Raw genomic sequence first — 18,265 nt, 5'->3', positions numbered from 1 at the left:
CCTTTGGGCTAAGCGGTTACGGCATTTCCGTAACAGGAGGTTCATTTGCGATGAACAGTGCGCACGACCAGTTCCAGAAGCGGAAGCAGGGCGCAGCACAGACTTCAATATCTTAGTCCATTTCCCGTGTCTAAGCCTATTCGGCGTGTCGGCGGGGTGGAACGGGCGGCCTCGCGTATGTGGATAACCCGCGTATGTGGATAACCCGGGCGGGTCAGCCCTCGGCCAGGACCGGCAAGACTCGGGCAGACTGAATCCATGACCATCCTCAAATCCACCGCCCTCTTTGTCCTCGCGGCCTTGGCCGAGATCGGCGGGGCCTGGCTCGTGTGGCAATCGATCAGGGAGTCGAAGCCCTGGTGGTGGGCAGGCCTTGGGATCGTGGCCTTGGGCATCTACGGTTTCGTCGCGGCGTTCCAACCGGATGCGCATTTCGGACGCGTCCTTGCCGCTTATGGCGGTGTATTCATCGCCGGATCCTTGGCCTGGGGGATGCTCCTCGACGGCTTCCGGCCGGACCGCTGGGATATTATCGGAGCCGTGATTTGCCTTCTGGGCGTGGCGATTATTATGTTCGCGCCGCGTCCGGGAAATTGAAAGGCACGCCCGCCGGCACGCGTGACATGATCTGACTATGAATGCTGCCGCAGCAAAGAACCGAGCTCCTAAGTCGACCCGGGCCAGGCGTTCCCAATTGCGATTTTTGCTGATGGTCGTCACCGGCATCGCGGCCGCGGTGGCCACCGGAATATGGGGGCAGTGGATCTACGCGCCAGCCGTAGGTTGGGCAGTGGCTGCCGGGGTCTACAACGTCTTTGTCTGGACAGTCATCACCCCCATGAAAGCCGATCAAACGGCCAACCATGCCAAAGAAGAGGATCCGCGTCGAGCCACTACGGACCTGCTCATCTTGTGTGCCGCCGTCGGATCCCTCGCCGCCTTCGTGCTGGTGATGTTCGGAGCTAAGGATGCGCACGGCGTCGACAAATTCTTGCTCGCACTACTGGCCCTCGCCGGCGCAGTGTTCTCCTGGCTCCTGGTACACACCCTCTTCACTTTGCGCTATGCCGAGGTGTACTACACCGCCGAGCCGCCCCGTGGAATCGAATTCAACCAGAAAGAACCGCCCCAGTACGCGGATTTCGCCTACATGGCGTTCAGCCTCGGAATGACCTACCAGGTCTCGGACACGAATATCACCACCCGGGAGATGCGATCTGCCGCCTTGCGGCACAGCCTGCTCGCCTACGTTTTCGGCGTCGGGATTCTGGCCACCACCATCAACCTCGTGGTGAGCCTCGCATCCTGACCCGGGCCGCCTAACCCAGACCGCCTGAACCCAGGCCGCGGTAAAGCTAGATCGCGGTCCGGAAGAACAACTCCGCCACGGTAGCCAGGTGACGTGGATCCTCAACGCCGCACAGTTCGCGTGCCGAGTGCATGGACAAGAGGGGCACGCCGACGTCGACCGTCCGGATCCCCAGGCGGGTGGCAGTCAAAGGGCCGATAGTGGAGCCGCACGGGACATCGTTGTTGGAGACGAACTCCTGGTACGGGACGCCCGCTTCGCCGCAGAGCCGAGCCCAGAACGCAGCACCGGTGGCGTCGGTGGCGTAGCGCTGGTTGGCGTTGATTTTGAGGAGTGGGCCGCCGTTGAGGATGGGCCGGTTGGCGGGATCGTGCCGCTCCGGATAGTTGGGGTGGACCGCGTGGCCGGCATCCGCGGAAACACAGAACGACGCCGAAAGCGCCCGGCGCCGTTCACTCACCGTGGCGCCGAGGCCATCGGAGATCCGCGTCAGGATGTCCTCAAGGATCGGTCCGCAGGCTCCGGAGCGGGAGGCAGAGCCGATTTCTTCGTGGTCAAAGGCGGCCAGGACCGCGATGGGGCCACCGGCGGGTGCGGCCGTGGCTGCGTGCGCGATGAGCGCTGCAAGTCCGGCGTGGGTGGATGAGAGGTTGTCCAGCCGTCCCGAAGCGAAGAATTCGCTGTGTGCTCCGAACACCTCCGGCGCCTGCGTGTCCGCGACGACTATGTCGTAGCCGCCGATCTCGGCAGGATCCACGGAAGCTCCGGCCACGGAGTCCGCCAGGATCGCCAAGACGTCCGCGGAAGCCGGATCCCCAAGCCCGAACACCGGGTTCATGTGGTTCTGCTTGTCCAGAGTGAGGCCGTCATTGACGGCCCGATCCAAATGGATGGCCAACTGTGGGAAGCGCAGGAGCGGTCCAGTGGCCGTGAGGTGTTGGGTGCCGTCCAGCATGACAAGCCGCCCGGCGAGCCGGAGTTCGCGGTCCAGCCAGGAGTTCAGCAAGGGACCACCGTAGACTTCGACGCCGGCCTGGAGCCAGCCGAACTTGCCTGTGGTGGGCTTCGGCTTGAGCTTGAACGACGGAGAGTCCGTGTGGGCGCCGAGGATGTTGAATCCCGTGGTGGGAGCTGCGCCTTCCGGGGTCACCCACGCGATGAGGGCACCATCGCGGATCACATAGAAGCGGCCCGCGCCGCCTTCCCACGGCTGAACTTCATCAAGTGCCGTGAAACCAGCCTCGTCGAGCCTGCGCGCGGCCTCGTAGACGGCATGGAAGCTCGACGGCGATGCGCTCACATATGCGCCGAGGTCATGGATGTGTTCAGCAGCGGAGCTCGAAGGCATGGCTTCGAGTCTAGTCCCGGCGGCGGACAGTATTCGGACCTTCGCGGGGGACGGGAGTCCACGTGCAACGCTCTCGTCAGGTCAGCCGCCAAAACGGAGGATGACCACCAGGCCGATCAGCGCGACCACGCCGGCCAGAAGCATTGCGGCCTTGGGATTGCCGAAGTTGAGCGCCCATCCCAGGCCGAATCGGCGCGGAACCATCAGCGCTTGGTCTTCGCGGTTGATGTAGAAAAGTCCGCCCCGCCAGTATTTGTCATCCTCCCGATGGGTCAGGCCTGTGTCCTCCTCGCCCTCGTCCCGCTCGCGGTTGTTCCTGGCCAGGACAATGACGGCCACCGCGACGGCGGCAAGGATCGGTAGCACGACCACCAGCTGCGCCCATGACGTGACCGTCCCAGTCCACATCAGCAGCGATGACCCGAGCATCCCCAGGTCGATCATCGCGACCAGTCCGAGCAGCGCCTTGGCGCCTAGTAACATGTACCGGCGGTGCCAGCGCGCGGAGCCCACCGGGTGCGCAGGGTCGATGTCTGGCCGGCTGCGGAAGAAGATGGCAGCCGCGATACCCACGAGCAGCGCGGTCACACCGATCTGCACGAACACCAGTGAGAAGGCGGTACCGAGCGATTTGGCAACCAATCGATGAGGCACCCCCTTCGCGCCGTAGTGCACCGCCAGCACCTCGGGCATCGACGGGTAGCTGATCACGCCGATCACCACCGTGGCGACCGTGATGATTACTGCCGGCGCCAGCCAGAGCCAAGGGAACCGCGGCGGGTCGGTCCGCAATTCGGTGTCCACCGCGATGCCTTGGTGCACGCTCTTGTACCAGCCCCCGGCGGCCTTGGCGGCGCGGATTTCGTGGTTGGCAAGGAAGAAGCATCCGTACCAGAAGCCGACGAGCACCAGCACCGACAACGGCAGCAGTACCGTTTCGCCGGTTATGCCGTAGATGAGAACGCAGACCCCGACGACAACGATTCCACTGACGAGTATCCGCAATCGGTAGATGCGGGTCTGCGTGACCACCGCCGGGTCCTCGGCATGCTCGGCCGGCACGCGAACCCCGAAAGGCACGGTCGGGCTGTTGATGGAGGGCAGCACCAAGGCGATTGCGAGCACGAGTGCTGACAACGCGGAGCTCAGGACGATGGCGACGGTCATGGCGTGTCCTCTGGCGGCGTGGTTCCGAATGAATCGAGCACGGACCGGCAAGTCTTGAGAACTTCGTCGGCCGGTAGTCCCCGCGCGACGGCCTCGGCCAGCAGGGTCCGTGCCCTCGCGGTCCATTCCGCAGGCAACGGCGGGTCCGCGACCGTCGAGGTCACCACCGCGCCGGTCTTGCGGTTGAGCTGAATTAAGCCTTGCTGGCGTAAGAGGTCATAGGCCTTGTTCACGGTGTGGAAGTTGATCCCGAAGTCCGCAGCGAGCGTCCTGGTGGCCGGCAACGAGCTGCCCTTGGTCAGCACGCCATCGGCGATCGCCTCTACGATCTGGTCCCGTAGCTGCTGATAGATCGGGATCTCGCTGGCTAGGTCGACGTTGAGGATCACCACTCCCACCACCTACCTTTGTTCTATAAGTTATAGAACAAATATCGGCCGGAAACAACGTTCGGTCCACAAGCCGGAGTGCCTAATAATCCGGGTTGCTCGGGATCACGAGTCCTGTTTCGTAGGCGTAGACCACCACTTGGACCCGGTCCCGCAGGTGCAGCTTGTTGAGGATGCGCCGGACGTGGGTCTTGACTGTGGCCTCGGACAGGAAGAATTTGTGGGCGATTTCCGCGTTGGATAGCCCTCCGGCGATGGCCTCCAGCATTTCCGTTTCGCGGGGCGTGAGTTCTTCGAGCAGCGGATCCCGGGGGTGGGCTGCGGCCTGGCCCGGCACTCGGCCTCCACGGACGTAGGTTTCCAGGAGCCGCTGGGTGACCCTCGGCGCCACCACGGCGTCTCCGCTGGCTACGAGCCGGACTCCGTGGACCAACTCGGCGGGCGCCACATCCTTGAGCAGGAAGGCGGAAGCACCTGCCTGCAGTCCGGAGAACGCATACTCATCCAGGTCGAAAGTGGTCAGGATGATGATCCTGGCGTTCGATGACGAGGCCGTGATTCGCCGTGTGGCTTCGATTCCATCCATGGCAGGCATCCGGACGTCCATCAGGACAACGTCCGGTTCCAGTTCCTCGACCTTTCTTACAGCTTCGGCGCCGTCAGAGGCTTCACCGACCACTTCGAGGTCCTCTTCTCCTTCCAAGATGAGCCGAAATCCCATGCGCAGCAGGGGCTGATCGTCCACCAGCAGGACCTTGATGTGAGCGTTGTCAGTCATGTTTTCCCCTTGTCGCCATTCCAGTTCAGTTCCGCACGGACCCGCCACCCACCGTTTATGCCAGGACCGGCATCCACGGTGCCAGCATAAATTCCCGCACGTTCACGCATCCCCGCGATGCCTTGGCCCGTTCCCAAAGCCGTCTCTTCGGTTCCCGGGTCCCGGGAGCCCCGGCCGTCGTCGAGCACTTCGATGGTGACCGAGTCACCGTTCCGCACAATCTGCACATCCACTTGGCTCAAGGAACGCCCATACCTGAGCACGTTGGTGAGGGATTCCTGCACGATCCGATAGACGGTGAGCTGGAATGCCGGGTCTTCGGGAAGGGCAGGGCCCGTGTGCGAATAGTGCAACGGCAGCCCTGCCGTCCGGAATCCATCGAGAAGCTTGCTCAGGTTGTGGCCGCTGACCAGGGGCGCCAAAGGCGCCGGGCCGTCGGAATCCTCCCGCAGCACACCGAGGACACGCCGCATGTCTGCCAACGCCGTCCTGCCGGTGCGCGAGAGCTCACCGAGCACCTCACCTGCGCGCTCCGGATCCTTCTTGACCACGACGGCGGCGCCGTCCGAGAGGCTGATCATGACAGTCAGGGAGTGGGCCACGACGTCGTGCATCTCGCGGGCGATCCGGTTGCGTTCGGTGACCGAGCCCAAGCGGGCCGTGCGCGCCGCCCAGGCCCTGATTTCGTTCTCGTGCTCACGCCGCTGCCGCACCGAAATACCGATTCCGGTCGCAATCAGGTTGGACAACAAAATGCTGACCGCCGCGGTGATGTTGCTGATGAGATGGAAGTTCTCCGGAATCGCCTCTGCGTTGGATGGCGTGACCGGGCTGATCCACATGAATAGGTACACCAAGGTCAGCGGCAGGCTCGCCGCGCCAAACACCGCCAACGTAAAGGTCCGGGTCCTCGCTACGGCCACCGCGTAGAGCGCGAACCACAGCCCTGCGGAGACGTTCGAGCCCCAGGGGTTCAGCAGCGTCACGGCCACTTCGAGGACCGCCACAGCGGCGGTGACGATGAGCGGGTAGCGGCGCCGCAGGAACAAGATGGCCGCGATGGCAAGCAGCAGAGCGGCGGCGAACCACTTCCCTTCCACGATGGAGCCAATGAAAGTGGGCAGTGCCAACAGCGAATAGCAAAGCACCACCACCGTGTCCATGACCCGGGGGTGTTCGAAAAGGTAGCGACGGATCCTGCCACGGCGGCGCAGGGTGATTTCAGCAAAGGACGCATCGGCCACGTGGGCCGACGCGTCCTGTGCTGGCAACTCTTCACTCATGGCTTGAGCCTAGTGTGGCCTTGCCTGGAGTGGCTGTTGCTGGGTTGCGGATGAGACGGTTGCGAATCAGACGTCGCGCTTCTTGAGCGCTATAAGGGCAGGAACCATGAACAGGATGACGTATCCGAGGAAGACGAGTCCGCCCGCCCACGGGTCCAGGATGCCGTCCGCGTGACCGATCGACAAGAACCGGCCCCCCGCTTCACTGGGCAGGTACTGCGGAACGTACTTCCAAAAATCGCCGGGCGCGAAGGTGAGGAACTGGCCAGCGAACGGAAGGACAAACATGATGCCCACCAGGACGGTGATACCACCGGCCGGGTTCTTGAGCAGTGTTCCGAGCGAGAGCCCGATCAAGGCAACACCGGAGACGTACAGTCCTCCAGTGACGACGCTGTAGAGGACCCCGTCCGTGCTCCAGCCAAGGTCGACGCCGAAGTTGGTGAACATGGGAGACGCCAACAAGAAGGTCACGATGCCGGCCACGATCGACAGGACATAGGAGACAACAATCAAGACGACGGCTTTGGCACCGAAAGTGGAGAGCCGGCCCGGTGCTGCGTTCATGGTTGAGCGGATCATGCCTGTGGCGTACTCGGACGCAATGAACAGTACGGCCAGGGATCCCATGATCAGGATGCCGATGTTCAGGCCGGCGTTCGGAAGGTTGTAGAGGTCGAAACCCTGGCCCGGAGGAAACGACTCAATGGCTTGCTTCGCCGTCATCGTGTGACCCTGGCGGCCAACCGTGACCATCTGGTTGACGACGTTCCAGCGGACCAGGGCGGATAGGACGCCGACGCCGACAATCGCAACGAAAGTCAGGACCAGCAAAAGCTTGGTGCTCATGAGGGTCCGGAACTTGATGGATTCGGAGTTCAGCACCCGGAGGAAATTGACGCCGCTAGTGCCGGCTGACGGGACAGCATGCTTTTTGCTGACGGTTGTGGTGCTCATGACTGGATCCCTTCCATGGTGGCAGCGGATGGGGCACCAACGCCGGCCGGGCTGGCGTCCAGCGGCCCGCCTGGTCCTGTCGGCCCGCCTGGTCCTGTCGGTCCGCCGGTGATGTGCGAGTGGTATTCCACCTCGTCCTTGGTCAGCTGGAAGTAGGCCTCTTCCAGCGAGGACGTAAGCGGGGTGAGCTCGTAAACCAGCACCCGGTTGTCCAGGGCGAGCTGCGCGATACGGAGTGGTTCCACTCCATACACTTCCAAGGTCTCGCGCTCGTTCTGCTCAACCCGGACGCCGTCGCGGGCCAGTAACTCGGACAGGCGCGTTGTCTCGGAGGTACGGACCAAGGTGCGCTTGCGGGATTGGCTCTCGATCAGCGCATCCACCGAGGTATCCGCGATGATCTTGCCGCGCCCGATCACGATCAGGTGATCGGCGGTCTGGGCCATCTCGGACATAAGGTGGCTGGAAATAAAGATCGTTTTGCCCTGGCTTGCCAGGTAGCGCGCGAGGTTCCTGACCCACTGGACGCCCTCGGGGTCCAGTCCGTTCACAGGCTCGTCGAGGATGAGCGTCTGGGGATCGCCGAGGAGCGCATTGGCGATGCCAAGCCGCTGGCCCATGCCGAGGGAGAATCCGCCGGCCTTCTTCTTGGCCACTGCGGTGAGGCCGGTCATTTCGATGACTTCCTCAACGCGTGAGTTCGGAATCCCGTGCGTTGCAGCCATGGCCCGCAGGTGGTTGTAGGCGCTGCGGCTCGTGTGGACCGCCTTGGCGTCAAGCAAGGCTCCCACTTGGTGTAAGGGCGCCTTGTGCTGGGAGTAGTGCCGACCGTTGACGATGACATCGCCCGACGTCGGACGGTCGAGCCCCATGATCATGCGCATGGTGGTGGACTTGCCGGCGCCGTTCGGGCCTAGGAAGCCCGTGACTTTCCCGGGCTGTACGGTAAAGCTGATTCCGTCGACGGCTGTTTTTGCGCCGTAGACCTTCCTCAAGCCTGTTGCCTCAATCATGGAAGCGTTCCCTCCGCTGCTGCAGCTATGTGTTGACTGTAAGTACAACGCTAGCCACCTGCACAACGGAATTCGCCGGTCTCAGGGATGATTCAGGGTCCGGCCAGGGTAGTCCCTATGGATGATATCGCCGGATCCGGGAAAGCGTCCGGCGCCTGGGGGCTCTAGGAAAGCCTAGGGAAGCGGGGAATAAACCCGTAGCGCGCGACGCCGGACCGTGAACTTTGCGGTCCGCACACCAGGCAACGGCTCGCCGTCGACCGCTAGCACCAGCGGTTCTCCAACCGCTTCGATGCTGATCTCTGCGGCCTCACTGAGATGCGTCACTCTGGAGGCGGCCACGGTTCCCGTGATGACTGCCCACAGCAGGCGCAGCCGCGCAAAGGGCTCGTCGGCCGTGACCATGCGGATGTCCAGCACGCCATCGTCCAGCACGGGCCGCGACAACGGCGCCAAATCCCGTGGGTAATAGCGTCCGCGGCCTAGGTAAAGGATCCACAACTTGTGGTGCACCCCGTTGATCATGAGAGTGGTGGGGGTTGCCGCTCCGAACGTGCGCAGTCCGGCAACAAGCCCCGCAAGCGGCTTCCCCAGGGCAGGCTGCAGCCGCTCGCGGCGCCGCACCAAATTGGGATACACGCCAATGCTGGCCGTATTGAGCATGGTGAGCTCGGTGATCTCATCCTTGCCGTCGATGCCGCGGCCCGCAGTCACGTGTCCCAGATCCGTCCACGCTGCGGCTCCCGTCTTGGCGGCCTCGAGGGCACCTTCCAGTGAGCGGGCGTCGACGTCGCGTGCAAAATGGTTGAGAGTGCCGCCAGGCAGCACCAACAGGGGCAAGGAATGCTCGACGGCGACGTCCGCGGCAGCTCCGACCGTTCCGTCGCCACCCCACACGCCCAAGGCCTTCGTCCCGGGCCTGTCTGCGGCAGCCAGGACTTCGGCCGCTATGTCCTCGCCTTCAGCGATCAGGTGAATGTACGCCTTCGGGAATATATTCTGAAGCTGAGTCTCGGTGTCTGGCGAATAGGAACCGCCGAGGGCGTTGACCGCGATGCTGAGCCCTTCGCCGTTGTCGATTGCTGGTGCCTCGGCCGGAGAACGCTCCGTGTCCGGGACGGGCGGACGGCTAGGCCACCATTTTCGCGTCAGGAGGGCCGCTCCAGCGCCAATCGTCGAGCCGAGCAGCACGTCGGAGGGCCAATGGGCACCTGTATGCACCCGGGAATACGCCACACCCGCCGCAACCGGCGCCAGCGCTGCCCCCAGGCGCGGATGCACCAGCGCAACGCCAAGAGTGAAAGCGACCGCCGACGCCGAATGGCCTGAAGGCATGGAGGAGCTGGTGGGCTGCGGGTTCACAAAGCGGAAAGCTGGAAGGTGCTCGGGCAGTGGCCGCGTCCGCGGCAGAAGCGTCTTGAAACCGAGATTGGTGACAGCCGACGCGACACCAAGAGCCAGGAGGCCGTGGACCGCCGCATTGCGAGGCCTGCCGGGAACAGCCCCGAGAACGCCGGCCACGGCGAACCACAGCTTGCCCTTGGTAGCGGCATCCGAGAGGTTTTTCAGAATGGCGTCATGCCGGCCTTGCGGCAAGCGCGAGACGGCGCGGACCATCGCCCGGTCCAGACGCGCTATGCGCCTTGTGTCCCAACGGCCCCGTCGCAGCATGCTTCGCATCCCACCAGACTAACGGCGGGCTGGATAGGATGTGGGAATGGTGAGGGTCCTTCTACCCCGCAGGCTCGATCAGGCACGCACAACGGTCATCGCCACCGTGCTGCTCGCCGTCGCCGTGGTACTTGGCGCCATGCTGCTAGGGGAGGACCGCAACCCGCCCTTCCAAGGCCTGGACGACTCGTGGTTTGGGTTCATGGCGACCCTCCACGCACCGTTCTGGAACGCTGTGAACCTCGTTCTCAACTGGGCCGGGTACACGGGCATGCTGATCTTCCACACCCTGTTGGCCTTGGCATTGTTGATCCGCAGAAGACCCCGCCTAGCGGCTTTCTCGGCGGTGGCAGGACTCACGGTGATGCTTCTGACCCAGCTGCTCAAATGGCTCCTTCACAGGCCGCGGCCAATCGATGCGATTGTCGCGACGGACACCTACTCATACCCTTCGGGGCATGTATCTGCCACCACCGCGTTCGTGCTGGTGATGGCCCTCTTGGTCGGTCGTGGCTGGGCCTGGCTCCTCGCGATCGGCGGGATCCTCGCCATGATGATCAGCCGGGGCTATTTGGCCGCCCATTGGCTCACCGATGTGGTGGGTGGCGCTTGCCTGGCGTCCGCCGTCGTACTGCTATTGTGGTTGGCGTCCCAGAACATATGCGTTCAAGAGAATGCAGATGCGCGACGTGCGCTAGCCTGGAAATCGAGGGTCGCGCGCCGCAAGCGGCACGCTAAGCAACACGTCACATAAGGTAACCCCTCAGGTAGCACTCGGCATGCTCCAAGCGAGCGGCCATAGTGTTCGGGCATGCTCTCAAAACCTCAACTCATCAACGGCGGCATCGGGGTGGCCGTAGTCGGCATTGCCGCCGGTGCCTTCTTCGTGCTGAACGGCGTGCCGCAAACAGCCTCCGACACCACAGCCCGTACCGTCGCGGTTAGCGCGGCGGACCTCACGGCCGTGTCCACGGCAAGCGGTAACGTCTCACCCGCGAGCACCACCGTCATTAACGCGCAGAACTGCACCGGGCCAATCGCCACAGTTTCCGCGGTGACGGGCCAGCAGGTCACGGCAGGCCAGGTGCTGGTCACCATTGATCCGACCAACGCCCAAAACGCCATGGCCGTTGCCCAAGCCCAATTGGATTCGGCCGCAGCGCAGGCAAACCAACAGCAGGCCTCGGCCAGTAACCAGGTCGCTTCGGCGAACCAAAACCTGGCCAACGCGCAACAGACCGCCAATCTGGACGCGAGCCAGCAGGCCAGCGCCGTGGCCGCGGCTCAGACGGCCGTGAACAATGACACGGCGACTGTCGCTTCAGCACAGGCCGCTGCCAGCGCCCAGCCCTCCAGCCAGCCCGCCCAGACCGCGCTCAACGCTGCCCAGGCCCAGCTGGCGAAGGACAACCAGGCGCTGACCCAGGCAGCCAACCAGCAAGCCAGCTCGGCCCTCAAGGACAAAGAGCAGCTTGCCTCGGCCCAGACGGCCCTCAATTCAGCTCAAAGCGCCGGCGCCACGTCCAACACCACGTCTGCGCAGATCGCCGTCGACACTGCAACGAAGAACCTGGCATCTTGCTCCCTCGCCGCCCCGGTTTCAGGCACGGTCACCGCCGTCAACGCGGTGGTCGGCGGCAACGCCGGCAGCAGTTCCGGCTCATCCGGTTCCGGATCCTCCGGAGCATCTGGCAGTTCGGGCTCCTCTGGCAGCGCTTCCACGAGCTCCGCGAGCACATCGTCCTCAGGACTCATCACGATCAGCGACACGGCGCATCTGCAGGTCATCGCCAACTTCGCCGAATCGGACGTTGCCGCCATGAAGACCGGCGACTCCGCAACCTTCACCTTCCCGGCACTCAAGACCGACCCCTCCGCGGCTCCCGTGACCGGGACCATCACCGCGATCGCGCAGAACGCCACCACCACCAACAACGTGGTCAGCTACCCCGTCACAATCTCCATCAAGAATCCTCCGGCTGCCCTCCGGCTCGGCCAGAGCGCAAACATTTCCGTGACGACGGCGACTGCCAAGAACGCGTTGACCGTGCCTTCGCTGGCAATCACCACCACGGGAACCCGGCAAACAGTCAACGTCGTCAAAAACGGAACCTCGGCACCGGTGACCATCACCACCGGGATCACCGACAACGGACGCACCCAGGTCCTCACCGGGCTGAGCGCAGGCGACCAGATTGAACTCCCGGCCATCTCCTCCACTTTGGACACCGGCACCACTACCGGACGGACCGGGGCGGGCGGCTTGGGCGGTACGGGTGGGTTTGTTGGGGGCACCGGAGGCGCCGGCGGCACCGGTGCAACGCGCGGAAATGGCGGGTAAGGAGACGTGAACGACGCTGTCATCCGATTGGACTCCGTGAGCAAGATCTACGGCAAGGGGGAGGCCGAGGTCCGGGCATTGGACTCGGTCAGCATTTCCATTGATCGCGGCGACTTCGTGGCCATCATTGGCGCCTCGGGCTCTGGAAAGTCCACCATGATGAACATCATCGGCTGCCTCGACGGCGCCACCTCGGGTACCTATCACCTGGACGGCATCGACACTGGGACCCTGGACGAATACCAGCTGGCGCAGATCCGCAACCGGAAAATCGGCTTCGTCTTCCAGAACTTCAACCTGATACCGCGCACCCGGGCCGTGGACAACGTCTCCATGCCCCTCGCGTACGCAAAAGTGCACCGCAAAGAACGGCGTGAGCGCGCCTTGGAGGTGCTCGATTCCGTGGGCTTGGCGGAACGTGCAGACCACAAACCTTCCCAGCTCTCGGGGGGCCAGCAACAGCGCGTTGCCATCGCCCGCGCCCTGGTGACCAACCCGGTGCTGCTGCTGGCCGACGAACCAACCGGTGCCTTGGACACCAAGTCCTCGCACGAAATCCTGGATCTCTTCGAGTCCCTACACGCCAACGGGAGGACCATCGTGATGATCACTCACGAGGCCGACGTAGCGGCTCGGGCCAACCGCGTAGTGCGGTTCCAGGACGGCCACATCATTGAGGACCACCGGGTCCGCGGTGTCCATGGACACCCCCTGGCGACGGCGGTCACACTATGATGATCGCCGAATCCGTGCGCTTTGCCCTGACCGGGGTGATGGCGAACAAGATGCGCTCCATACTCACCACCCTGGGCATCCTGATCGGCATCGCATCCGTCATCATCCTGCTCGCAGTAGGCGCCGGAACGTCCAATGCCATCAAGGCCCAGATCGGCAAGCTGGGAACCAACGTGCTCACCGTGAGTCGCCAGACGACGGCGGGCGGGCGCGCCGCAGGCGGCGGACAGGCCGTCACCGGTCCGCGCTCCCGCGGTACCAACCTGACGCTCCAAGACATGGCCGCACTGACTGATCCCGTCATGGCCCCCGACGTCGCCGCGACAGCACCCGTAGTCACCGCCCAGAACGTCACGGGAACCTATAAGGACGCAACCCACGCGGTGGCAACGTTCGTGGGGACCACGCCGTCGTACTTTGCCATTTCGAACGACACCCTGGCGGCGGGCTCCTACTTCAGCGATGGCGACGCGAGCAGCGGCACCGCCGTGGCGGTGATCGGCAACACCGTGGCCCAAGATCTGGTGGGCAACTCAGCGGCTTCAGCAGTTGGGCAGACGATCGCCCTCAACGGCCAGAACTTCGTGGTCTCAGGAGTGTTGGCTCAAAAGGGCTCGTCGGGCCTCAACGATCCGGACGACATTGTGGTGATCCCCTACAGCGCCGCCCAGGACAAATTCACCGGATACTCGCCCTCGCTCGCTTCCATCAGCGTCCAGGCGAAGTCAGCGGACGTGATGAACCAGGCCCAGAACGAGGTTCAGATGATCCTCGATGCCAGGCACAACGTCACCTCCGCCAACCGTGACTACCAAGTGCGGAACCAAGCGCAGATCCTGACGACGGCCACGACGACCACGGCCACGCTGACCATCCTCTTGGGCGCCGTGGCCGGTATTTCGCTCCTCGTTGGCGGGATCGGCGTCATGAACATCATGCTCGTCACCGTCACCGAACGCACACGCGAAATCGGCATCCGCAAGGCGATCGGAGCCTCGCGGGGGAGCATCGTGAGCCAGTTCCTGATCGAATCGCTCATCATTTCGCTGATCGGCGGAGTGCTGGGCATTGCCGCGGGCTACATCGGGAGCGCCTTCCCCCTGTTGGGAACCCAGCCGGAAGTCCAGTGGTGGACCGTGTGGCTGTCGTTCCTGGTTTCCGCGGCGATCGGCCTGATCTTCGGCATCTATCCGGCCAACAAGGCCGCGAAACTTCGGCCGATCGACGCCCTGCGATACGAATAGCCCCGACCATTTCCACCCCCAGCAACTAGACGAAGAAACAGCCAAACAGGAGATCCACAAATGTCCTATTCAGCGCCGGAGCCCGGCCCCTTGAACCAGCCAGAGCCCCAACAGCCCTACTCCCAGGAGCCCTACGCCGGACAGCCAACCGCGGTCCTGCAAGCCACCGGACAGGAACCCACAGGACAGCCCTACGGCGAAGCACCAGAACCGTTCGTCCCCAAGAAGCGCTTCCAGATGGGACGCCTGACGCAGATCCTCCTCGCCGTGCTGCTGGTCGCCGTGGGCTTCTTCGGTGGCGTTGGCGTCACCAAGCTCATGGACGCCGGGCAGACCCGCCCCGGCCGAGGCCAGTTCCAAAACTTCAACGGTGGCCAAGGCGGTCAAGGGGGCCAAGGCCGGAACCGGCAAAGCGGCGCTCCCACCAACGGGGCATCGCCGAGCGCTATTCCTTCGGCACCCGCTACCTCGGCACCGTAACCACCCACTGATCCCCAACTGACTCGCAGTTGTTGTCGTTTTGACGCCTCATAACGACAACAACTGCGAGTCAGTTGCTTCTCGCCAAAGGTTTCGCGGCACCGGCCAGCCACAGGGCAATCAAGATCGGCGCCCCGATAGCAAGCAAGGCCATGTGGATGCCGGTATGGTCGCCCAGGTATCCCAAGAGCGGCGGGCCGGCAAGAAACGCTACGTAGCCAATGGTCGAGACCACCGAGACGCGTGCGGCTGCGTGCTTGGGGTCATCGGCAGCGGCGGACATGCCCATAGGGAAGGCCAGCGCAGCGCCGATACCCCACAGAGCCGCCCCCACTCCGGCCAGGATGAGGTTGTCAGCGAAAACGAACAGCGCCAGGCCCGCCGCAGCGGCGGCCATGCTGGCCCGCAGCACCGCGACGCGTCCGAACTTGTCGATCGCGCGTCCGCCAAGGAAACGCATCAGGGTCATCGCGGCGACAAAGAGGGCAAACAGGAGGGCTCCCGTCGATTCCGTGGCATCCAGGCCATCCACCGTGGCCTTGGCGATCCAGTCGTTGCCCGCGCCTTCCGTGAGGGTCGCCCCGAGTACCACCACACCGATCAACAGGGTACGGGAGTCCCGCCACGGTGAGCGGCCCTTGATTGGCGGCGCGCCGCCGTCGGACGCCACAAGCGCGGCCTCGTGGGGCATGAAGTAACGGGGCGCCGTCAAGGTCAGAAGGACCACGACGCCGGCAATGACCAGCAAGTGCTCCGGAAGTCCGACCCCCATTTGGGCAAGCCAAGCACCGATCAACGCACCCACGAAGGCGCCCCCACTAAAGGCGGCGTGGAACTGCGGCATGACGGTGCGCCCGAGCCGGTGTTCGACGTCGGCCCCTTCGATGTTCTGCGACACATCCCATAGGCCCACCCCCACACCGAAGAAGAACAGGGCCACCGCAGTCGCGGGGACGGAACCGGCCATCAGGGAGAAGGCAATAGCGGCTCCGGCCGAGGCGGCCAGCAGCCCGGCGGCGCGCACGGTGTTGGCCGTACCGATCCGGCCGACCACCCATCCCGCGGACGGCAGCGCCACAAGGGACCCGACGGCGGTGCACAGCAGCAGGGTGCCCATCTGTCCGGACGTGAGGTGCAGGGTCTGGGTGACGGCGGGAATGCGGGCCGCCCAGCTGGCAAAGACCAGCCCGTTCATGCCGAAGACCAGGAAAGTGGCGATTGCCGCGGCCTTGACGTTGGGGGTGGTTCTGGTGCTGGTGGTCATACGGTCACAACTTCCACGGAGAGATTTTCACGTCGGTTTCGGTGCCTGGAACGCGCTATTGGGCGGTCCGGGCGGGGTGGTGATGCGGGGTGGTGATCCGGGCAACCGCCTCTACGGTGGTGGCCCGGTCATGCGGTTCCGTGTCGAGCGCGGCGTGGATGAAAAGTCCTTCAATCAGCGCGTCCAACATCCTGCAGGTATCCGGGTCGAAATGCAGCCCGAGGGCACGCCTGCTCCGCGCCATCCAGTCCCGGGTAATTTGGCGGAACACCGGCTTCCTGGCGGCGAGTGTGTAGAGCTCGTGCGTCAGAACCAGGTCCCGCTGTGAGTCCAGCAAGTCGAGGTGGATCAAGTCCACCACGGCCAGCCGCGCGCCGTCGACGTCTATCGCTTGTTCCAACTGCTGATCAAAGCGGTCCGCGATCGAATTCCCGAAGCGCCTAAAAGCCTCCGTGAGGAGTTCATCCATGCTGGCGAAGTGATAGGTCATGGACCCCAGGGGAACTCCGGCATACTCGGCGATCTTGCGATGCGAGGCTCCGGCAACACCCTGGACGGCGATGACATCCAGGGCGGCGTCGATGATCCGGTCCCGGCGGTCGGGATCGAAGCGGCGTGAGGCCACGGTTTCAGATCTCCCGTATGACGCGGGCCGGGTTGCCGACTGCGAGCGAGTTGGCGGGAATGTCCTTCGTCACCACTGCACCCGCTCCGATCACGGAGTTGTCGCCGATGCTCACGCCGGGAAGGACGATCGCTCCGCCCCCGAGCCACACATTGTCTCCAATGGTGATCGGCTGCGCAGCCTCTAGTCGGTCGCGGCGCGGCTGCGGCTCCACGGGGTGGGTCGGCGTCAAGAGCTGCACGTTGGGCCCGATCTGGCAGTCTTCGCCGATGGTGATCGGTGCAACGTCCAGGGCGGTCAGGTTGTAGTTGATGAAGGTGCGGGCTCCAACCGTGATGTAGGTGCCGTAGTCGACGAAGATCGGTGGTTTGACGTGGGCGTCTTCGCCCAGGCCGCCCAGGAGCTCCGCGAGGAGGGGACGTGCCGCATCCTGGTCTTCTACGTAGGCCGCCGCGTACTTGGTCTGCAGCAAGACTGCCCGCTGTGATTCACGCGCGCTCTCGGGATCGTCGGAGATATAGAGGTCTCCAGCAAGCATCCGTTCCCGGTTGGTGCGCGGGTCATCAGCGAAATAATCGGCCATGCGTACGATCGTACACATCGTGGAGTCAAAGGGGAAGCCACCTGCCGACGCTCGCTCACTTATATGGCCAACAATCCCAACGCTCGCTCACCTATGAGGCCTCTGGCTCTTGCCGATCCGTCGATTGCGGCGTTGATCGCGCATGCGGTTCTCGGCCACGTCGCATCCTCTCGTTGACCCTTTCTTGCGCTCTACTATCCTGATTGCAGACGGCAACCACATTCGAAGGAGAAACGATGACTGTCCGCGCCGACCTGAACATCTCGCTCGACGGGTACGCCACCACCACCGATCAAACCCCCGAGCATCCGTTCGGCCACGACTGGGGCCGGCTCGTCGGCGCCTACACTGCGACCCGCACATTCCGCGAGCGAGTGCTTCACGACGAGAGCGGCGAGGGCACGACCGGCGTCGACGACCGTTACGCACAGGCCTACTTCGCCGAGGTCGGCGCCGAAATCATGGGCGCCGGGATGTTTGGACTCCACAACTTCCCAGACGACCCCAACTGGCGCGGCTGGTGGGGTGACGAGCCACCATTCCGGGTGCCCGTATTCGTACTCACGCACTCAGAGCGACCGCCAATCGAGATGGCAGGCGGCACAACATTCGAATTCCTCTCCGCCACACCTCTCGAGGCGCTCGCACGGGCACGGGATGCGGCCGGGAGCAAGGATGTGCGGATCGGCGGTGGCGCAACGGTAGTTCGCGACTTCCTCAAAGCGGGACTCATTGACCAACTCCACGTCGCAATCACCCCAATCCTGCTGGGCAGGGGCAACCGCCTCTGGGACGACCTCCGGGAACTCGAGTCCGACTACACCGTCAGTTCCGAGGTCGCGGAGAGCGGCATCATTCACGTCACTTTCCAAAGATCACGAGCTTAGAGCGATCTGTGTCGTACCTCGTGGGATGACTCCCGGGGACCGGTTCAACTGCAGGAGCGTTCCGGAAAAACGGCCCAAAGGTGAGCGAGGATCGGCGGCGGATTCAAGTGGTCGTTGCAACACGTCCTTATGCTGCTGATTCTTCCAGAATTCCTTGGAGGGCTTGGGCGGGGGTTTTCCAGCCGAGGGTT

Annotated in this window: 19 protein-coding genes; 8 read left to right on the top strand and 11 right to left on the bottom strand. The window is 63.8% G+C overall.

The window, feature by feature from the left end; genetic code table 11:
• The first annotated feature begins 258 nt into the window (after positions 1 to 258).
• Entirely contained in the window at positions 259 to 597 is a 339-nt protein-coding gene (locus HNP00_RS13490) for a YnfA family protein (RefSeq protein WP_184739922.1), read from the top strand.
• A gap of 97 nt (positions 598 to 694) precedes the next feature.
• Entirely contained in the window at positions 695 to 1,309 is a 615-nt protein-coding gene (locus HNP00_RS13485; protein WP_260404972.1) for a DUF1345 domain-containing protein, read from the top strand.
• A 46-nt stretch (positions 1,310 to 1,355) separates the two neighbouring features.
• Here the strand turns inward: HNP00_RS13485 and HNP00_RS13480 are convergent, their stop codons facing one another.
• The 8 genes from HNP00_RS13480 to HNP00_RS13445 all read right to left on the bottom strand — a co-directional run bounded on the left by HNP00_RS13480 (position 1,356) and on the right by HNP00_RS13445 (position 9,924).
• Complete coding sequence (locus tag HNP00_RS13480) at positions 1,356 to 2,657, bottom strand: M18 family aminopeptidase (protein WP_184739921.1); 1,302 nt, start codon at positions 2,655 to 2,657, stop codon at positions 1,356 to 1,358.
• Positions 2,658 to 2,738: 81 nt separating this feature from the next.
• Positions 2,739 to 3,824, bottom strand: a complete 1,086-nt coding sequence (locus HNP00_RS13475; protein WP_184739919.1) for a DUF1648 domain-containing protein — start codon at positions 3,822 to 3,824, stop codon at positions 2,739 to 2,741.
• Positions 3,821 to 4,216 carry a GntR family transcriptional regulator gene (locus HNP00_RS13470; RefSeq protein WP_221451494.1) on the bottom strand — a complete coding sequence of 132 codons (396 nt, stop codon included), beginning with the start codon at positions 4,214 to 4,216 and terminating at the stop codon, positions 3,821 to 3,823. The genes HNP00_RS13475 and HNP00_RS13470 overlap by 4 nt, the downstream gene beginning before the upstream one ends.
• 79 nt (positions 4,217 to 4,295) lie before the next feature.
• The gene (locus tag HNP00_RS13465; protein ID WP_184739917.1) at positions 4,296 to 4,991 is read right to left on the bottom strand and encodes a response regulator transcription factor; all 696 of its coding nucleotides are present in this window, start codon (positions 4,989 to 4,991) and stop codon (positions 4,296 to 4,298) included.
• Entirely contained in the window at positions 4,988 to 6,274 is a 1,287-nt protein-coding gene (locus HNP00_RS13460; protein ID WP_184739915.1) for a sensor histidine kinase, read from the bottom strand. The genes HNP00_RS13465 and HNP00_RS13460 overlap by 4 nt, the downstream gene beginning before the upstream one ends.
• Positions 6,275 to 6,340: 66 nt before the next feature.
• Entirely contained in the window at positions 6,341 to 7,231 is an 891-nt protein-coding gene (locus HNP00_RS13455) for an ABC transporter permease (RefSeq protein WP_184739913.1), read from the bottom strand.
• A complete protein-coding gene (locus tag HNP00_RS13450; protein WP_184739911.1) occupies positions 7,228 to 8,244 on the bottom strand; it encodes an ABC transporter ATP-binding protein in 1,017 nt (338 codons plus the stop codon). Before HNP00_RS13450 ends, HNP00_RS13455 begins: the two co-directional genes overlap by 4 nt.
• A 174-nt stretch (positions 8,245 to 8,418) precedes the next feature.
• Positions 8,419 to 9,924: a bifunctional phosphatase PAP2/diacylglycerol kinase family protein gene (locus tag HNP00_RS13445; RefSeq protein ID WP_184739909.1), complete on the bottom strand. Its 1,506-nt coding sequence runs from the start codon at positions 9,922 to 9,924 to the stop codon at positions 8,419 to 8,421.
• A 37-nt stretch (positions 9,925 to 9,961) separates the two neighbouring features.
• Here HNP00_RS13445 and HNP00_RS13440 point away from each other — a divergent pair, with 37 nt between their 5' ends.
• The 5 genes from HNP00_RS13440 to HNP00_RS13420 are packed head-to-tail and all read left to right on the top strand — an operon-like array spanning position 9,962 to position 14,715.
• Entirely contained in the window at positions 9,962 to 10,669 is a 708-nt protein-coding gene (locus HNP00_RS13440; RefSeq protein WP_184739907.1) for a phosphatase PAP2 family protein, read from the top strand.
• A gap of 57 nt (positions 10,670 to 10,726) precedes the next feature.
• Positions 10,727 to 12,256 (top strand): efflux RND transporter periplasmic adaptor subunit, encoded by a 1,530-nt coding sequence (locus HNP00_RS13435; RefSeq protein WP_184739905.1) that lies wholly within the window; start codon positions 10,727 to 10,729, stop codon positions 12,254 to 12,256.
• A 6-nt stretch (positions 12,257 to 12,262) separates the two neighbouring features.
• Positions 12,263 to 12,991 carry an ABC transporter ATP-binding protein gene (locus HNP00_RS13430; RefSeq protein WP_184739903.1) on the top strand — a complete coding sequence of 243 codons (729 nt, stop codon included), beginning with the start codon at positions 12,263 to 12,265 and terminating at the stop codon, positions 12,989 to 12,991.
• The gene (locus HNP00_RS13425) at positions 12,988 to 14,235 is read left to right on the top strand and encodes an ABC transporter permease (RefSeq protein WP_184739901.1); all 1,248 of its coding nucleotides are present in this window, start codon (positions 12,988 to 12,990) and stop codon (positions 14,233 to 14,235) included. The genes HNP00_RS13430 and HNP00_RS13425 overlap by 4 nt, the downstream gene beginning before the upstream one ends.
• Before the next feature lie 60 nt (positions 14,236 to 14,295).
• On the top strand, positions 14,296 to 14,715 hold the full coding sequence (locus HNP00_RS13420) for a hypothetical protein (protein ID WP_184739899.1): 420 nt from the start codon (positions 14,296 to 14,298) through the stop codon (positions 14,713 to 14,715).
• A gap of 70 nt (positions 14,716 to 14,785) precedes the next feature.
• Here HNP00_RS13420 and HNP00_RS13415 read toward each other — a convergent pair whose 3' ends face one another.
• Genes HNP00_RS13415 through HNP00_RS13405 form a run of 3 tightly spaced genes read right to left on the bottom strand, consistent with a single transcriptional unit; the run spans position 14,786 to position 17,187 of the window.
• Complete coding sequence (locus HNP00_RS13415; RefSeq protein ID WP_184739897.1) at positions 14,786 to 15,979, bottom strand: MFS transporter; 1,194 nt, start codon at positions 15,977 to 15,979, stop codon at positions 14,786 to 14,788.
• Positions 15,980 to 16,034: 55 nt separating this feature from the next.
• The gene (locus tag HNP00_RS13410) at positions 16,035 to 16,604 is read right to left on the bottom strand and encodes a TetR family transcriptional regulator (RefSeq protein ID WP_184739895.1); all 570 of its coding nucleotides are present in this window, start codon (positions 16,602 to 16,604) and stop codon (positions 16,035 to 16,037) included.
• A gap of 4 nt (positions 16,605 to 16,608) precedes the next feature.
• A complete protein-coding gene (locus HNP00_RS13405; RefSeq protein ID WP_184739893.1) occupies positions 16,609 to 17,187 on the bottom strand; it encodes a sugar O-acetyltransferase in 579 nt (192 codons plus the stop codon).
• A 236-nt stretch (positions 17,188 to 17,423) separates the two neighbouring features.
• Here HNP00_RS13405 and HNP00_RS13400 point away from each other — a divergent pair, with 236 nt between their 5' ends.
• On the top strand, positions 17,424 to 18,074 hold the full coding sequence (locus HNP00_RS13400) for a dihydrofolate reductase family protein (RefSeq protein ID WP_184739891.1): 651 nt from the start codon (positions 17,424 to 17,426) through the stop codon (positions 18,072 to 18,074).
• Positions 18,075 to 18,265: the final 191 nt, after the last annotated feature.

It is taken from the genome of Arthrobacter sp. AZCC_0090 (assembly GCF_014207375.1).
In the GTDB taxonomy this organism is placed as follows: domain Bacteria; phylum Actinomycetota; class Actinomycetes; order Actinomycetales; family Micrococcaceae; genus Arthrobacter.
The sequence above is the reverse complement of the archived record's forward strand: the minus strand, read 5'-3'. Positions and strand labels throughout refer to the sequence as shown.

What these genes read in the sequence shown, in the direction of transcription:
- HNP00_RS13475 (WP_184739919.1), bottom strand. Translation starts at nt 3,824, where the DNA reads ATGACCGTCGCCATCGTCCTGAGCTCCGCGTTGTCAGCACTCGTGCTC.
- HNP00_RS13400 (WP_184739891.1), top strand. Translation starts at nt 17,424, where the DNA reads ATGACTGTCCGCGCCGACCTGAACATCTCGCTCGACGGGTACGCCACC.
- HNP00_RS13445 (WP_184739909.1), bottom strand. Translation starts at nt 9,924, where the DNA reads ATGCGAAGCATGCTGCGACGGGGCCGTTGGGACACAAGGCGCATAGCG.
- HNP00_RS13440 (WP_184739907.1), top strand. Translation starts at nt 9,962, where the DNA reads ATGGTGAGGGTCCTTCTACCCCGCAGGCTCGATCAGGCACGCACAACG.
- HNP00_RS13455 (WP_184739913.1), bottom strand. Translation starts at nt 7,231, where the DNA reads ATGAGCACCACAACCGTCAGCAAAAAGCATGCTGTCCCGTCAGCCGGC.
- HNP00_RS13490 (WP_184739922.1), top strand. Translation starts at nt 259, where the DNA reads ATGACCATCCTCAAATCCACCGCCCTCTTTGTCCTCGCGGCCTTGGCC.
- HNP00_RS13425 (WP_184739901.1), top strand. Translation starts at nt 12,988, where the DNA reads ATGATGATCGCCGAATCCGTGCGCTTTGCCCTGACCGGGGTGATGGCG.
- HNP00_RS13405 (WP_184739893.1), bottom strand. Translation starts at nt 17,187, where the DNA reads ATGGCCGATTATTTCGCTGATGACCCGCGCACCAACCGGGAACGGATG.
- HNP00_RS13465 (WP_184739917.1), bottom strand. Translation starts at nt 4,991, where the DNA reads ATGACTGACAACGCTCACATCAAGGTCCTGCTGGTGGACGATCAGCCC.
- HNP00_RS13460 (WP_184739915.1), bottom strand. Translation starts at nt 6,274, where the DNA reads ATGAGTGAAGAGTTGCCAGCACAGGACGCGTCGGCCCACGTGGCCGAT.
- HNP00_RS13450 (WP_184739911.1), bottom strand. Translation starts at nt 8,244, where the DNA reads ATGATTGAGGCAACAGGCTTGAGGAAGGTCTACGGCGCAAAAACAGCC.
- HNP00_RS13415 (WP_184739897.1), bottom strand. Translation starts at nt 15,979, where the DNA reads ATGACCACCAGCACCAGAACCACCCCCAACGTCAAGGCCGCGGCAATC.
- HNP00_RS13420 (WP_184739899.1), top strand. Translation starts at nt 14,296, where the DNA reads ATGTCCTATTCAGCGCCGGAGCCCGGCCCCTTGAACCAGCCAGAGCCC.
- HNP00_RS13435 (WP_184739905.1), top strand. Translation starts at nt 10,727, where the DNA reads ATGCTCTCAAAACCTCAACTCATCAACGGCGGCATCGGGGTGGCCGTA.
- HNP00_RS13480 (WP_184739921.1), bottom strand. Translation starts at nt 2,657, where the DNA reads ATGCCTTCGAGCTCCGCTGCTGAACACATCCATGACCTCGGCGCATAT.